This is a genomic window from Rhizobium sp. FG96, assembly GCF_057808655.1.
Genome location: NZ_JBMDIL010000015.1, coordinates 55,099 through 69,563, shown reverse-complemented (window position 1 = coordinate 69,563; position 14,465 = coordinate 55,099). Strand labels below are relative to the sequence as shown.

The following is a 14,465-nucleotide window of genomic DNA, read 5'->3' as shown; positions in this document are numbered from 1 at the left end:
TTTGGCCGTACTGCATGCGGCATTCTCATGCATTGCGCTTTCTCAAGGCTTTGTGTAAGCCCTGAACAGGGATTGTTCCGCCGCAAGTGCTGCGGAATCATGGCATTCAGGCGGTCTGCCGCACTGTGCGGGCCGGGCATTTGAGGGAGACGAAATTCATGGCCGAACATCACACCGGACCCGCCGAAGTTGGCGCACCGATGGACTACAAGGAACATGAGTCCACTTACAACCTGTTCATCGCTGGCGCGAAATACGGCACGATGTTCCTCGTTGCCCTGCTGCTCGGCATGACGGCTGGTTTCTTCACCGGTGGCGGCCTGCTCGGCGGCATCCTGGTTTTCCTCATCATTCTCGTTGCCGGTATCGTCCTGCTGCGTTGAGCGCGGCAGGGGGAGGGCATTCCCAGAACGTAAGCTGACGCTTGGGCCATAAGCGGGGAGACCCGCGGCGGTCTGGCTGACCCGGAGGAGGGGGCAGTTGGGCAATATCGTTTTCGTCGCAAAGGAAGCGGCGGACTTGGAAACGCGCGTATCCGCGTCTGCCGAGACCGTCAAGAAGATGAAGAACCTCGGTTTCGACGTCGTCGTCGAGGCTGGGGCCGGCGCGTTGTCCCGCATCCCTGACAGGGAGTTCGAAGCGGCGGGTGCGCGGATCGGAACGATTGCCGATGCGGCGACGGCCGATGTCGTGCTCAAGGTGCGGCGTCCGGCGGAAGCCGAGATTGCCGGCTACAAAAGCGGTGCCGTGGTCATCGCCATCATGGATCCCTACGGCAACGACGAAGCGATCGCCGGCATGGCGAAGGCCGGGCTCTCGACCTTCGCGATGGAACTGATGCCGCGCATCACCCGCGCCCAGTCGATGGACGTTCTCTCCTCACAGGCCAATCTTGCCGGTTACCAGGCGGTCATCGAGGCGGCTGCGGTCTATGACCGGGCCATGCCGATGATGATGACGGCGGCTGGCACGGTGCCTGCGGCCAAGGTCTTTGTCATGGGCGCCGGTGTCGCCGGTCTGCAGGCGATCGCCACCGCACGCCGTCTCGGGGCTGCGGTTTCTGCAACCGACGTTCGCCCGGCTGCCAAGGAACAGGTTGCGTCGCTCGGCGCCAAGTTCATCGCCGTCGAGGACGAAGAGTTCAAGGCAGCGGAAACGGCCGGCGGCTACGCCAAGGAAATGTCCAAGGAGTATCAGGCGAAGCAGGCGGCGCTGGTTGCCGAGCATATCGCCAAGCAGGACATCGTCATCACCACCGCTCTGATCCCCGGCCGTCCTGCACCGCGCCTCGTTTCGCGCGAGATGCTGACCTCGATGAAGCCGGGTGCGGTCGCGGTCGATCTGGCCGTCGAACGCGGCGGCAATATCGAAGGTGCCGTGGCTGATCAGGTGGCCGAGGTCGAAGGCGTGAAGGTCATCGGCTTTGCCAATATGGCCGGCCGCGTCGCGGCCAGCGCCTCGGCGCTCTACGCCAAGAACCTCGTCACCTTCCTGGAGACCATGGTCAACAAGGACACCAGGACTGTCGTCATCAACCTCGAAGACGAGCTGATCAAGGCGACGATGCTGACCTATGCAGGCGATGTCGTGCATCCGGCATTCGGCGGTGCGAAGAAGGGGGACAACTGATGGCCGGCGAACAAATGGACAAGGCGCTGCAGCAGCTGAACGACGCCGTAACGGCCGTCGCGACCGCCGCCGCCCATGCGCCTGAAGCGGCAAGCGCCGCAACGGGCGGAATGATCGATCCCTTCGTCTTCCAGCTGGCGATCTTCGTGCTGGCGATCTTCGTCGGCTATTACGTCGTCTGGTCGGTGACGCCGGCGCTGCATACGCCGCTGATGGCGGTTACCAACGCCATCTCCTCGGTCATCGTCGTCGGCGCGCTGCTTGCGGTCGGCATTTCGGCCAGCGGCCTTGCGACCGGCTTCGGCTTCGTGGCGCTGGTCCTCGTCTCGGTCAACATCTTCGGCGGCTTCCTCGTCACGCAGCGCATGCTGGCGATGTACCGCAAGAAGGACAAGTGAGGCCGGGCGCATGACCAACATCGCAGCTTTTCTCTATCTGGTCTCCGGCGTCCTCTTCATCCTGGCGCTTCGCGGCCTCTCGCATCCGGCCACCAGCCGCAAGGGCAATCTCTACGGCATGATCGGCATGGGGATCGCCATCCTCACGACGCTGGTGCTGGCAACGCCGTCCTTCATCGGCTTCGTGCTGATCGTTCTTGGCCTCGCGATCGGCGGCGGTGCAGGCGCCTATATCGCCCGTGTTATCCCGATGACCTCGATGCCGCAGCTCGTTGCCGGCTTCCACTCGCTGGTCGGCCTTGCCGCCGTGCTTGTTGCGGCCTCGGCGCTCTATACGCCGCTCTCCTTCGGCATCGGCGATATCGGCTCGATCCATACGGAAGCCCGTGTCGAGATGGCGATCGGCGCGGCGATCGGCGCGCTGACCTTCACCGGCTCGATCATCGCCTTCCTGAAGCTCGACGGGCGCATGTCCGGCAAGCCGATCATGCTGCCCTTCCGGCACATCATCAATATCGCGCTGCTCGTGCTGATCGTCTTCTTCATCATCGGCCTTGCGGTCACCGAAAGCCATTTCGATTTCTGGGCAATCATCGTGCTGGCGCTGGCGCTCGGCGTGCTGCTGATCGTGCCGATCGGTGGCGCGGACATGCCCGTCGTCGTCTCGATGCTGAATTCCTATTCGGGCTGGGCGGCGGCCGGCATCGGCTTCACGCTCGGCAATCTGGCGCTTATCATCACCGGTGCGCTGGTCGGCTCGTCGGGTGCGATTCTGTCCTACATCATGTGCAAGGGCATGAACCGCTCCTTCGTCTCGGTCATTCTCGGCGGCTTCGGCGGCGAGGTGTCGGGTGGGGCTGCCGACAATTCCGACAAGACGGTCAAGCTCGGCTCGGCCGAGGACGCCGCCTATCTGATGGCCAATGCCTCCAAGGTGATCATCGTGCCGGGCTACGGCATGGCGGTCGCCCAGGCGCAGCATGCGCTGCGCGAACTCGCCGATAACCTCAAGAAGGCCGGCGTCGAGGTCAAATACGCGATCCATCCGGTCGCCGGCCGTATGCCGGGCCATATGAACGTGCTGCTTGCCGAAGCGAATGTGCCCTATGACGAAGTCTTCGAGCTTGAGGATATCAACTCGGAATTCGCGCAGGCCGACGTCGCCTATGTCATCGGCGCCAACGACGTGACCAACCCGGCGGCGCGCGACGACAAGACCTCGCCGATCTATGGCATGCCAATCCTCGATGTCGACAAGGCGAAGACCTGCATCTTCGTCAAGCGCTCACTCGGCTCGGGTTACGCCGGCATCGACAACACGCTGTTCTACAAGGACGGCACGATGATGCTGCTCGGCGATGCCAAGAAGGTCACGGAAGAGATCAACAAGTCGATCGGCCACTGACGCCGCCCGTATCGATAATGCCGAATACGAAAAGGCCCGCCGGAGAGCGGGCCTTTTCCATTGCCGCCGGACCCTCTCAGGTCGCGGCGGGCGCCAGCGTCATCTTCTCCACGCCAACCGCCAGGTTGAGGCCTTCCTGGGCCTGGACGTTCAGCGGCTGCAGCATGAAGGATTGGTTGGTGCCACCGGCAATCACCTTGGCGCCTGCACCGGCACCGAGGCTCGCATCGGCGCCGACGCCGTAATATTCGCCGGCCAGCGCAAATTGCGGGAAGTCGGTGCCGGTCTTGGCGAGCACCTGCCAGATCATCACGCTCTTGCCGGTCTCGCCGATATCGATACCGAATTTCTCGATCTTGCCGGCATAGACGGCCTTCATGCCACCGGAGGCCGGGGTGTAGGTGCAGATCAGGTTCTTCTCGGACTTGATGATGAGCCCCTGGCCTCCATCCGATCCGCAGACCAGCCGGCCGAGAGTGACATAGTCCGCAGCTGCCGCCGGTGTGGCGCAGGCTGCAGCGGTCAGCGCGGCGGCTGCGATCATCGTGTGCTTGAACATGGTCCTTCTCCTTTGAATGACCTGTTCGAAACGGGCGATGCTTTTGATTGTTCCCTTTGCCGGCTAGTCGCGGGCAAGCGTGCTGCGCGGCGCGGTCAGCACCCAGAGAAGGCCTTCCGGCAGATAATCGACCTGCACCGTGCCGCGAAATGCGGCGGCGGCATGGGTCTTGATCACGGTCGTGCCGAAGCCCGAACGGTCGGGGCTCCTGACCTCCGGCCCCTGCGACTCGCGCCAGACGAAACGCAGCATCGGCTCGGTCTGGCTTTCTTCCTCGGCATCTTCCCAGGAGAGCGCCACCCGTCCCTCGGGAACGGAGAACGCGCCGTATTTCACAGAGTTGGTGGCAAGCTCATGCAGAGTCAGGCCGAGGTTCTGAACCGCTTCCGGCTTCAGCATGAAATCCTTGCCTGATATCTCGATCTGATCGACGGCCTGCGGGAAGGCATCGAGATGGATGTCGATGACGCGGCGCAGTGAGGCGCCTGCCCATTGCTCGCTGGTCAGGAGCTCGATCGAGCGGATGAGGCCATCGAGGCGCTCGGCGACGGCCGCCTGGAAACCCTCTACGCTGTCTGCCTGCTTGGCGAGCTGGCGCATCATCGCCTGCGCCAGCGTCAGCAGGTTCTTGGTGCGATGAACGAGCTCGTGCATGACGAAATGCAGCCGGTCTTCGGTCTGGCTGCGGTCGAAGGAGGCGTTCGACAGCGCCACCGCCACCTGGTTCGCTTCGATGACGCTGGTATCGATGGGGGCGACGATATGGCCTTCGCCCATGCGGTTTGCCATCTCGGCGATGTCGCGGATCGTCGTGCGCACCTGGCGGGCGACGGCATAGGCGGCAAAGACGGCGACGGCAAGGAGCGCGATGCCGCCGATGATCAGGAAGCGCCAGGTCGTCAGGATCGAGGCCTGCGCCGTCGAGATCGGTCCCCAGATGACCGTCTTCCATGACCAGCCGGGGATCTGCGCGTAGCCGAGCAGTTGGTCCGGCAGAATTGCCGTGTCCTCGAAGACGCCGCGCGAGGCGATCAGCGACGGCAGGATACGGGAATCGAAGGCGGTGCCGGGCGCAATCGCAAAGGGTCCGCTGGAAGCGACCACATGGCCCGACTGGTCGATGACGGCGGCGGACCACCCGGGTGCGAGGCCTTCCGGCTGCAGGATCTTGGCGAGGTCGCTGGCATTCTGCGTAATGATCAGCGCGGCCGTCTTGCCGATATCGACGGGCATCGTGACGTTATAGACCCACTCGTTGCTGACCGATCCCTTGAAGACGTTGGACGCTTCGATACGGCCGCTGTCGAGAGCATATTTCAGCGCCGTCAGGTTGCTCATCTTGCCGAGCTGGGTGCCGAAATCGCGGCGGGTGTTGAGGAACTGCTGGCCTTCCTTGTCGGTGGCGATGACGAAGAGCGTATCGCCGCGCAAGGCCGTCTCGGTGCGGGCGTGGAAGGAAGCGTAGTCCTCGTGCTCGAGCTCCGGCGAGGTGGCGAGCAGGCGCAGGGTCGTCGCCATGTCCTGCAGCTGCCGGTCGACGGACCGGGAAAGGGCGAGCGCATCCTGCGCCGTCTCGCGGCGCAGCGTATCGCGCTGATTGTCTTCCAGCTGCAGCAGGAGAAGGGTCACGAAGGCGAAGATCGGGACGGCGATCGCAACCGCCATGGCGACCAGATAAGTGCCGATCGAGGCCTTGGGAAACATGCGGGAACGCAGGCTCATCGGCAGGGTCTTCCCGGATGCCGGGCGGCAAGGCACGCGAAATTCTTGCCAACAGTTACGAAAGCAGAAAACTGCATTGCCGCCATTGCCCTCAACGCGTCCTGATTCCCGATAGCCTGCTATCGATGCCCCGTCATGTTAGGGGGTGGGGGAAGGGGTTGCAACATACTAAATGCACGCAGGCGCTCTGTCGGATTCCGTACACAGGTTCAGCTGAACCGGGTAAGCCCGAAAGGCTTCAGCATGGCGTCGCGTTCACTGGAAAGAATTTCCTTGGATGCGAGCAGGCCGGCAACCGGCGCCAGCGTCACGCCGGAATGCATGACGGCGATGTAGAGGCCGTCAACGCCGCCATTGCCGATGATCGGGAAACCATCCTTCGGTGTCGGCCGGTAGCCGACGGTGAAGAAATCCATCGACAGTCTGTCGCTCTCGGCAAGGTTGGCCTTCACCTTGGCAAACAGCGCTGCCGCTGTGACCCGATGATCTTCGCCGGGATCGCTGCCACCGAAATCGCTTCCGGCAATGATGCGGCCTTCGGCGGTCTGGCGCATGTGAAGTTCCATCGCAATCACCAGGCCGTTCAGGCGCTTTTCGAAAGGACGGGAATGGACGATCAGCCCGGCCGGTGCTTCGAGCGGCAGAGTGACGCCGGCAGAGGCGGCGATCGGAACAGATCCTGCGCCGGCCGCAAGCACGACATGGTCAGCCTCGAAAATCCCCTCGGAGGTGACGATGCCGGTAATGCGCTCGCCACTGCGCAGCAATCCACGCACCGCAGCAGTGACGAACTTGGCGCCGCGGGCTTCGGCATCGGCGAGCATCAACCGGGCGGCGGCCACCGGTTCGACGGCGCCTTCTTCGGCGGCATCGAGGGCAAAATCGGGGAGTTGTGTCAGGAAAGGTTCGCGGGCGGCGATATCGGTCTTGCCGATGCGGCGGATGTCATAGCCCCAGCTCGCATGCTCTTTCTGATAGGCGAGCAGTTCAGCCTCTGGCAGATCCCAGCAGATGCCGCCGCACCAGGAAAGCGGCAGGCCGGGCAATTCCGCAGCCAGACGTTTCCACTCGGCCATCGAGCGGCGGCGGAAGCGGAAATAGAATTCGGGATTGCCCCAGCTGGCATTGATCCAGGCAAAGGAATTGGGTGTCGCAACGCCGCCGGTATCTTCGGCGATCACAGTGACATCGGCGCCATCGCGGGTCAGGTGCCAGGCGATGGAGGCGCCGATGATACCGGCACCGGCGACGATCACACGTTGTTTCGCCGCCATGGTGCCGTCTCCGATGCTTCAGGATCAGCCGTTGCTGGGTGCGCCGAGTCGAGCCATGCCGTCGCGGGCCGGCTGGTATTTCGGGTCGAGGCCGACAGCGTGGCGATAGGAGCGCATCGCCTTGTCCTTGTCGCCGCGGCGCTCATAGACCAGCGCCTGGTTGGCCCAGGATTCGGCGACATTGCCGTTGAGCTCGATCGCGTGGTTGAAATCGGCGAAGGCGTTGTCGTCGTCGTTCAGCGCGATATAGGAAATGCCGCGGCCGTTATAGGGCTCGGGCGAATTCGGAGAGAGCGAGATCGCCTTCGAGAAGTCGTCGATCGCCTTGTCCTGCTGATTGCGCTTCTGGAAGATCAGGCCGCGATTGTGATAGGCGCGCCCGTCCGTCGTTCCGAGCTGGATCGCCTTGGAGAAGTCGTTGAAGGCAGCGTCGTCCTGACCAGCCTGACGGTAAACGTTACCGCGGCCGATATAAGCGACGTCGTAGTTCGGGTTGATCTGCAGGGCGGCATTATAGTCGCCGATCGCCTGCTGCTGCTGACCCATATTGCGGTAGACCAGCGCGCGGTTGGCATAGGCCTGATAGAAGCGCGGGTTGATCTGCAGCGCGGTGTTGAAGTCGTTGAGCGCAGCCTTGAACTGGCCGGCGCGGCCATAGGCGGAGCCACGAACGTTGTAGCCTTCGGGATCGCGCGGATTGGCGTTGATCACCGAGGTCAGCGAGGCGATGTTCCCTTCCGAGCCCTGGGCCTTGTCGATGCGGATCACGGCATCGGAGGTGTTGTCGGTCTGGCAACCTGCGAGACCGGCCGCGGCGAGAACCGCGAGCATCGGCAGCAGCCGCGCCTTGGGCGCGCGCAAGGACCGGGACGAAGAGAACAAGAAATCAGCCATTCGTGCGCTTTCCCCATGCGTCATATCCGCGGCAGCCGGATATGCGATCTTTCAGCGGCAAAAATTAAAAAGGCGGCGGCGACACCAATCGCCCCCGCCAACATGCATCTGAAAACGTCGAAATAACGACGGCAACGCCTTAGCGTGCAACCAGACCTTCGCGCTGTGCCCGCTTGCGAGCCAGCTTGCGAACGCGGCGAACGGCTTCAGCCTTTTCGCGAGCGCGCTTCTGCGACGGCTTCTCGTAATAGTCGCGCATCTTCATTTCGCGGAAAATACCTTCGCGCTGCATCTTCTTCTTGAGAGCGCGGAGAGCCTGGTCAACATTGTTATCGCGGACGAGTACCTGCACGAGAATCACGTTCCTTTGGTTTTGGTTGCGCCATGAGGCGACACGGCGCCAGAGGCAAAAACATAACGTTCGCGCGGCGAGAGCCTTGCGATTGGTGATGCGGGATAGCAGATCAGATTGGTGAAGTCCAGCCGGGATAGCGGCTTTCACGGAAAAAATGGGGATTGGCGCCGAGGTTGCAAGACCGAAACCCATCCATACGGGCGAATGGTCTTTCCCCGGAAAGCATCGTAGATTTGCGGCTCAAGCTCAAGGGCGCTGCATGTTTATGACGCGTACGCAGCAAATCGGCGTCTTTATCGGTCTGTTGATCGTTGTGGCGCTGACCGCCGTTCGGGCGAGCGATCCGCCGCTGCTGCAGCAGGCGCGGGATGTCACTTTCGACGAGTATCAGCGGATTGCGCCGCGGCCCTTCGAGCCGGTGCCGGTTCATGTCATCGATATCGACGAGGCATCGCTGAAGGAATTCGGCCAGTGGCCCTGGCCGCGCGACCGGCTGGCGCTACTTGTTGAGCGGCTCTCGGACCTGGGTGCGGCGGCGATCGCCTTCGACATGCTGTTTGCCGAGCCGGACCGGCTGTCGCCGCGCTCGCTGGCCGCGGGGATCGAGGGGATCGCGCCTGACGTCATCGCCAGGCTCCCCGATAACGATCAGATCTTTGCCGATGCGATTGCCGGCAAGCCCGTGGTGCTGGGCTTCGGTCTTTCCAACGAGGGCGATTACCGGCCACCGGTCAAGGCAGGCTTCGCCTTCACCGGCGAGGATCCGGCCTCGGCCCTGCCGCATCTCTCCGCCGCGACGCCGTTGCGTCCGGGTTTGGCTGAGAATGCCGCGGGGATCGGGCATATCAGCCTCAATCCCGGCAATCCTTCGCCCGTCGTACGCGCCGTTCCGCTCTTCGTCAGCGACGGCAATCAGTTCTATCCCAATCTTGCGATGGAGGCGCTGCGCGTCGCGCAGGGGGCGTCAACCTATGTGCTCGCCGGCGCACCTGGAATTGCTGGTATCATGACCTCGGCCAAGATCGGCGATTTCGTTGTCCCCGTCACCTCTGCCGGTGAGCTCTGGCTTTACGTGACGCCTGATCGGGCCGAGCGCTATATCTCCGCCCGGCTGATCCTCGGAGCGGCCGATCCGCCGCCTGCGGTCGGCGAGGCGATCAATGGCAGCATCATCTTCATCGGCACTTCGGCCGCGGGACTTCAGGATATCCGCACCACGGCGCTCGGCGAGAACGTGCCGGGTGTTTCCCTGCATGCGCAGACGGCCGAGCAGATCCTTTCCGGTCACTTCCTGTCGCGGCCGGATTGGGCCGATGGTCTGGAGATCCTGTCGATCGCGGTGCTCGGTACGCTGCTGGTCTTCGTCACCACCTTCGTCAGCCCGGCCGTCGCGCTCGTCTGCGGTCTGGCGATTACGGCGCTGGCGCTTGCGGCTTCCTGGTTCTGCTTCTCGGCGCTCGGCCTGCTCTTCGATCCGCTGGCGCCGATCGTCGGCGGCTCGATCACCCATTTCGCCGCGACCTCCTTCCGCATCCTGGTCATCGACCGCGAGCGGCGCGAGGTGCGGCGTGCCTTCGGTCATTATCTCTCGCCGTCGTTGCTCTACCGGATCGAGCATAACCGCGATGCGCTGCGGCTCGGTGGCGATGATCGTGAGCTCACCGTGATGTTCGTCGACGTCCGGCATTTCACGGCGATCAGCGAGCGGCTGGCGCCGACCGCCGTCGTCGGCTTCCTCAACACGCTGCTCGATGCATTGAGCCGCCATGTGATCGAGAACGAGGGGACGCTCGACAAATTCATCGGCGACTCGATCATGGCGTTCTGGAATGCGCCCGTTGATGTCGCCGATCATGAGGCCAAGGCGGTGCGCGCGGCGCTGGCAATGCGCGAGACGCTGGAGCGGCTGAACGCGACGGATGCCTTCGGTTTCGGAACGGACAATCCGGTCGGGATCGGCATCGGCATCCACACCGGCATTGCCTGCGTCGGCAATATGGGGGCGGAAACGCGCTTCAATTACTCTGCCGTTGGGGATGCCGTGAATGTCGCGGCACGCATCGAATCCTCCTGCAAGGAGGTCGGCTTCGATATTCTGATCTCCGAGGAGACAGCGCGGCGCCAGCCGGAGATCGCCCTGCTCGAAGCCGGGGCCGTGGGGCTGAAGGGCAAGAGTACACGCACCGAGCTCTTTGCCGTCGTCGGCGATGCCGAGCTTGCCGCCTCTGCGGAGTTTGAGGAATTACGCAGCCTGCACAGTGAATTGCTGGCGGCGCTTCGCATCCGCTCGTCGAAGCTCCGGCGGCTTGCAAGCGCGGTGCGTCTGCGGGCCAAGATCGTCTCGCCGCAATTGCCGGATTTCTATCGCAAGCTGGCGCGGCGCGCCGATCACTTCCGCCACGCGGATACGGAGGCGGAGGAGCAGCCGCGGGCGGCGACCTAGCGGTTGTTGCTCCAGCCGCGGCCCTTGCCGCCCCAGCCGCCACGATCCCTGTCATTGCCCCGGTCGCCGTCGCGATCGCCTCTTCCGTGGTCATCGTCGCCGCGGTCGTGATCGCCGTGGTGATCGCGGTCGGGACGATCAGGCCTGTCTGGCCTATCCGGTCTGTCCGGCCGGTCAGGCTTGTGCGGCTTGTCGGGCTTATGAGGCTTGTGCGGCTTATCCGGCTTGTGCGGTTTCGGTGGCTTTTCCGGGGGCGGAGGTGGTGGTGGCGCGACGCGGGGCGCCGGGGCGACCGGATCGCGCCGGTCGCGGAGAGCCGCGGTCATGCCGCAGCTCGTTCCCATCATTCCGGAAAGACGCTGGTTGCCGGAGAGAAACGGCAGGGCGCGTGCTGTACCCAGGGTGTCGAGCACGTTGCGGTCGACAGGCCTTACGTCCGTCATTGCACCATTGCGCTTGGCGACCACGCAATCGCAGCGCTGTGTCAGCTGGCGGCAGCCGCCGGGACCGCAGAATTGCGCGGCGCCATTCAACAGCACTACCGCCGTCGTCCCGTCGGGGCCGACATAGAAGTCGAAGGCGGTACCGCGCACGCCGATCGTGCCGGCCGGTGTCAGAATCTGGTAGGCCGATGATTTCGAGCTGCCGCTGATCCAGCGGAACGTGCCTTTGGCCGCCTTGATGCTGAGGCGTTTCACAGAATCGGAATCGTCGAAGACGTAGCGGTCGATGACCACCGACGAACCCCAGCCGACGGCAAGCTTGGTGCCGTCGCGGAAAACGAACTGGCCGAGGCCGGATTGCGAGGTGCGGATGCGCTCGTCGCGATAGACGGAGGAGCTGACGATGAGGGGGCCCTGCTCGCCGGTGACTTCCGTCTTGATCTGCACAGCTTCGCCGACAGGCTCCGCAGCGGCGGCCGTCCAGGCATTGAGCAACAACAGACCGAGCGCCACGACGATGGCGCAACGCAAACGCAACATGAAATACCCCTCACACATATGGATATTAGCATGTGCGGTATTGGGCGGTCTGCCTGCCCTCTTGGGCTAACCCTGTCTGGAAAGGCAGTAGACCGAGGCGGGCGGCAGGTTCAGCTGGACGCGGCCGAGCCTGCGCGCCTGCAGCCCGAGCGAACGCAGAACGGGGGCCGGGACCGAGCATCGCTGGCCGTAGGTGAACTGATAGAAGCGGCCGCCCCGCGGCATCAGCGAGAAGGCGCCGGAGACGATCGCATGGATTGTCTCCTCGCTCATATTACGCAGCGGCAGGCCGCTGACGACGGCTGCGAAATCCTCGCGGTCCAGCTGATGCAGCCGCCGGGCGTCGTGCTGCAGGACGGTTGCCTGCGGGAAGCGGCGGCGCAGTAGATTGACGAAGCTGGTTTCGACCTCGACCAGCGTCAGGTTTCTTGGCGACATGCCGCGGGCGATCAGGGCCCGGGTGAAGATGCCTGTTCCCGGCCCGAGCTCGAGGACGGGACCCGCGGCGGGATCGATCTCCGAGGTCATCAGACGCGCGAGGCCGGAGCTCGATGGCGCGATCGCTCCGACGGTTTTCGGTGCCGCGAACAGCGTCTTCAGAAATGTTGCAAGGAAGGTTTTGGTCATCGTGAGCTCTCCGGGGCTTTTGCTGACGCCCGTCTTGGAGAGCTCACGTGATGTGGACATTGCGTGCGGCCTCAGACCACCGGAAAACTCATGGTGAAACGCGCGCCGCCACCGGGCGCTTCCCCGGCGCGCACTTCGCCACCGTGGAATTCCACGATCTCGCGGACGAGATGCAGGCCGAGACCGATGCCGGCGCGATCGGCTGACAGCCGTTGGAAGGGCTCGAAAATCCGCTCGCGATCGGCAGGCGCGATACCCGGGCCATCGTCCGTTACCGAGATTTCCGCCGGTGCCGAGACGCGGATGCTGATCATGCCGCGCCGCCCGCCATGGCGGATGGCATTCTGCACAAGGTTGGCGATGGCGCGCTCGATAGAGGATGGATCGGCCATGATCGTCTGCGGCTGCGACCGGATGTCGAAGTCCGCTTCGTATCCGGCTGCGACGATCAGCGGCGCGAGGTCCGCCACCTGGCGTCTGGCGAGCGCGGCAAGATCGACCGGTTTCAGCTGCGCCGGTTCGCTGTTCAGCCTTTGCAGGTCGAGCAGCTGCTCGGTGAGGGTCGCGAGCCGGGCGAGGTCTTCGAGGAGCTTTTCGGTGGCGGCGCTCCGCTCCATCGTTTCGATCCGCGTCTGCAGAATGGCGATCGGCGTGCGCAGCTCATGGGCGGCGGAGAGCATGAAGCGCTTCTGCCGCGTATAGGCCTGTTCCAGACGCGTCAGGGTCTCGTTCATGGCGGTGACCAGCGGCGCGATCTCCGCTGGAACTGCGTCGAGCGGCAGGCGGTAATCGCGCTGCTCCGCGGTAATCCGCCCGGCAGCGGCTGCCAGGGTTTCCAGATCGCGCGGGATGCCACGCATCACAAGCAGCGTCACGGCCATGGTGATCAATCCGGTCAGCAGGATCGCGGGAAAGACCGCGCTTGAGGCCAGGGCGGTCAGTGTCAGCAGCAGCCGACCGGGCGGCAGGATGCCCTGGCGTCCCAGGATCACCGTCAGCGGACCGTGAGGGGTGTCGAGGACCTGCATTCTGGCAGCAATGGAATCGGCTTTCCGTTCGTCTCCATTGAAACGCGCTTCCGCAATGCCGGCGCCCATGGCGGCGATCGTCCTGAACTCATCAGGAACTGCGCCTTCGGAAACGGTGCTTCCCGCAGCGTTGCGGGCGATGAACCAGAAGCCGGGCGCCGTCCGCTCCTTCTCCAGCTCCGCCGTGCTCCGGATCGTGAGCTCGCCCTTCTCGGACCATCCGATCGACGAAGCGACATTGGCGATGGCGTCTTCATCCGGCGCAATGATACCGACGAAGCCCATGCTCCAGAGGCCGAGAACAAAGGCCGTTGCCAGCGACAGGATGGTCAGGGCCTGTAGTGCGACGAGGCGCCGGATCAGCCGCCATTTCAGCGATGGGAAACGGCGGTTCATGGATGCGTCTGCCTGAGAAGGTGACCGACACCGCGGATCGTGTGGATATCAACACCGGCTTCGGCGGCCTCCAGCCGGCGGCGAAGGCGGGAGACATGCGTATCGAGCGCGTTCGACTGGATCTCGTCGTCGATGCCGTAGACGGCATTTTCCAGCACCGAGCGCTCGACGGTCCGACCGGCACGGCGCATCAGCGCTTCCAGCACCAGGAGTTCCCGGCGTGGCAGAACGAGCGGAATGCCGCGGACACTGGCCTCGCGGTTGAGGATATCGAATGTCAGCGCGCCGAGCTTCAGCGGTGCGGTTTCCAACGTACCCGGCCGGCGAAGCACGGCGCGCAACCGTGCCATCAGTTCGGCGGTCGCAAACGGTTTGGCGAGATAGTCGTCGGCGCCCTTGTCCAGCCCTTCGATCCGGTCGGCGAGATCGCCGCGGGCCGTTAGCATGATTGCCGGCGTGCTGGCGTTGAGGGTGGCGCTGCGGCCCTGGCCGAGCAGTGACAGGCCGTCTCCATCCGGCAGGCTGCGATCGAGCAGCAAGGCATCGTAGCGGTTGGATTTCAGTGCTTCGGCAGCATCGGCCAGTGTCGCGACATGATCGACGACGAGGTCGTGGCTCTGCAGCGCCGCCGACAAAACGGCAGCAAGCTCGGCTTCGTCTTCGGCTAGCAGCAACCGCATGGTAATCTCCCTGCAGCGGCTTGCCTGCCCAACATTGCGTGAACATGACGCGCGGTCAGCGATTTCGCGCAT

14 protein-coding genes are annotated in these 14,465 nt (G+C 63.8%); 5 read left to right on the top strand and 9 right to left on the bottom strand.

Annotated elements, in window-relative coordinates; translation table 11 throughout:
* The first annotated feature begins 158 nt into the window (after window positions 1–158).
* From ACODR6_RS25680 to ACODR6_RS25665, 4 genes are all read left to right on the top strand, one after another.
* Complete coding sequence (locus ACODR6_RS25680; protein ID WP_112719732.1) at window positions 159–383, top strand: aa3-type cytochrome c oxidase subunit IV; 225 nt, start codon at window positions 159–161, stop codon at window positions 381–383.
* Between the two features lie 97 nt (window positions 384–480).
* Entirely contained in the window at window positions 481–1,629 is a 1,149-nt protein-coding gene (locus tag ACODR6_RS25675; RefSeq protein ID WP_489025134.1) for a Re/Si-specific NAD(P)(+) transhydrogenase subunit alpha, read from the top strand.
* Window positions 1,629–2,027 carry a proton-translocating transhydrogenase family protein gene (locus tag ACODR6_RS25670; RefSeq protein ID WP_112719730.1) on the top strand — a complete coding sequence of 133 codons (399 nt, stop codon included), beginning with the start codon at window positions 1,629–1,631 and terminating at the stop codon, window positions 2,025–2,027. Before ACODR6_RS25675 ends, ACODR6_RS25670 begins: the two co-directional genes overlap by 1 nt.
* Window positions 2,028–2,037: 10 nt before the next feature.
* A complete protein-coding gene (locus ACODR6_RS25665; RefSeq protein WP_489025133.1) occupies window positions 2,038–3,432 on the top strand; it encodes an NAD(P)(+) transhydrogenase (Re/Si-specific) subunit beta in 1,395 nt (464 codons plus the stop codon).
* Between the two features lie 76 nt (window positions 3,433–3,508).
* On the opposite strand, the gene ACODR6_RS25660 is transcribed toward ACODR6_RS25665, so the two are convergent.
* The 5 genes from ACODR6_RS25660 to rpsU form a co-directional block, all read right to left on the bottom strand.
* A complete protein-coding gene (locus ACODR6_RS25660) occupies window positions 3,509–3,991 on the bottom strand; it encodes a DUF992 domain-containing protein (RefSeq protein WP_449098032.1) in 483 nt (160 codons plus the stop codon).
* A 63-nt stretch (window positions 3,992–4,054) separates the two neighbouring features.
* The gene (locus ACODR6_RS25655) at window positions 4,055–5,713 is read right to left on the bottom strand and encodes a sensor histidine kinase (RefSeq protein WP_489025131.1); all 1,659 of its coding nucleotides are present in this window, start codon (window positions 5,711–5,713) and stop codon (window positions 4,055–4,057) included.
* A 209-nt stretch (window positions 5,714–5,922) separates the two neighbouring features.
* Entirely contained in the window at window positions 5,923–6,987 is a 1,065-nt protein-coding gene (locus ACODR6_RS25650; RefSeq protein ID WP_489025130.1) for an NAD(P)/FAD-dependent oxidoreductase, read from the bottom strand.
* 24 nt (window positions 6,988–7,011) lie between these two features.
* Window positions 7,012–7,881: a tetratricopeptide repeat protein gene (locus ACODR6_RS25645; RefSeq protein WP_112719725.1), complete on the bottom strand. Its 870-nt coding sequence runs from the start codon at window positions 7,879–7,881 to the stop codon at window positions 7,012–7,014.
* Window positions 7,882–8,020: 139 nt separating this feature from the next.
* A complete protein-coding gene (gene rpsU, locus ACODR6_RS25640; protein WP_003585885.1) occupies window positions 8,021–8,233 on the bottom strand; it encodes a 30S ribosomal protein S21 in 213 nt (70 codons plus the stop codon).
* Window positions 8,234–8,501: 268 nt separating this feature from the next.
* Between rpsU and ACODR6_RS25635 the strand changes: the two genes are divergently transcribed.
* A complete protein-coding gene (locus ACODR6_RS25635; protein ID WP_489025263.1) occupies window positions 8,502–10,679 on the top strand; it encodes a CHASE2 domain-containing protein in 2,178 nt (725 codons plus the stop codon).
* On the opposite strand, the gene ACODR6_RS25630 is transcribed toward ACODR6_RS25635, so the two are convergent.
* From ACODR6_RS25630 to ACODR6_RS25615, 4 genes are all read right to left on the bottom strand, one after another.
* Window positions 10,676–11,662, bottom strand: coding sequence for a FecR family protein (locus ACODR6_RS25630; RefSeq protein WP_489025129.1), 987 nt, complete (start codon window positions 11,660–11,662; stop codon window positions 10,676–10,678). The two genes, ACODR6_RS25635 and ACODR6_RS25630, sit on opposite strands and share 4 nt — an antisense overlap.
* Before the next feature lie 66 nt (window positions 11,663–11,728).
* Entirely contained in the window at window positions 11,729–12,289 is a 561-nt protein-coding gene (locus ACODR6_RS25625) for a class I SAM-dependent methyltransferase (protein ID WP_489025128.1), read from the bottom strand.
* A gap of 71 nt (window positions 12,290–12,360) precedes the next feature.
* A complete protein-coding gene (locus ACODR6_RS25620; RefSeq protein WP_489025126.1) occupies window positions 12,361–13,713 on the bottom strand; it encodes a sensor histidine kinase in 1,353 nt (450 codons plus the stop codon).
* Entirely contained in the window at window positions 13,710–14,393 is a 684-nt protein-coding gene (locus ACODR6_RS25615; protein ID WP_112719721.1) for a response regulator transcription factor, read from the bottom strand. The genes ACODR6_RS25620 and ACODR6_RS25615 overlap by 4 nt, the downstream gene beginning before the upstream one ends.
* Between the last annotated feature and the right edge of the window lie 72 nt (window positions 14,394–14,465).

Coding starts and splice junctions, on each gene's coding strand:
- ACODR6_RS25680 (WP_112719732.1), top strand. CDS start 159: ATGGCCGAACATCACACCGGACCCGCCGAAGTTGGCGCACCGATGGAC.
- ACODR6_RS25670 (WP_112719730.1), top strand. CDS start 1,629: ATGGCCGGCGAACAAATGGACAAGGCGCTGCAGCAGCTGAACGACGCC.
- ACODR6_RS25665 (WP_489025133.1), top strand. CDS start 2,038: ATGACCAACATCGCAGCTTTTCTCTATCTGGTCTCCGGCGTCCTCTTC.
- ACODR6_RS25660 (WP_449098032.1), bottom strand. CDS start 3,991: ATGTTCAAGCACACGATGATCGCAGCCGCCGCGCTGACCGCTGCAGCC.
- ACODR6_RS25655 (WP_489025131.1), bottom strand. CDS start 5,713: ATGAGCCTGCGTTCCCGCATGTTTCCCAAGGCCTCGATCGGCACTTAT.
- ACODR6_RS25650 (WP_489025130.1), bottom strand. CDS start 6,987: ATGGCGGCGAAACAACGTGTGATCGTCGCCGGTGCCGGTATCATCGGC.
- ACODR6_RS25645 (WP_112719725.1), bottom strand. CDS start 7,881: ATGGCTGATTTCTTGTTCTCTTCGTCCCGGTCCTTGCGCGCGCCCAAG.
- ACODR6_RS25635 (WP_489025263.1), top strand. CDS start 8,502: ATGACGCGTACGCAGCAAATCGGCGTCTTTATCGGTCTGTTGATCGTT.
- ACODR6_RS25630 (WP_489025129.1), bottom strand. CDS start 11,662: ATGTTGCGTTTGCGTTGCGCCATCGTCGTGGCGCTCGGTCTGTTGTTG.
- ACODR6_RS25625 (WP_489025128.1), bottom strand. CDS start 12,289: ATGACCAAAACCTTCCTTGCAACATTTCTGAAGACGCTGTTCGCGGCA.
- ACODR6_RS25620 (WP_489025126.1), bottom strand. CDS start 13,713: ATGAACCGCCGTTTCCCATCGCTGAAATGGCGGCTGATCCGGCGCCTC.
- ACODR6_RS25615 (WP_112719721.1), bottom strand. CDS start 14,393: ATGCGGTTGCTGCTAGCCGAAGACGAAGCCGAGCTTGCTGCCGTTTTG.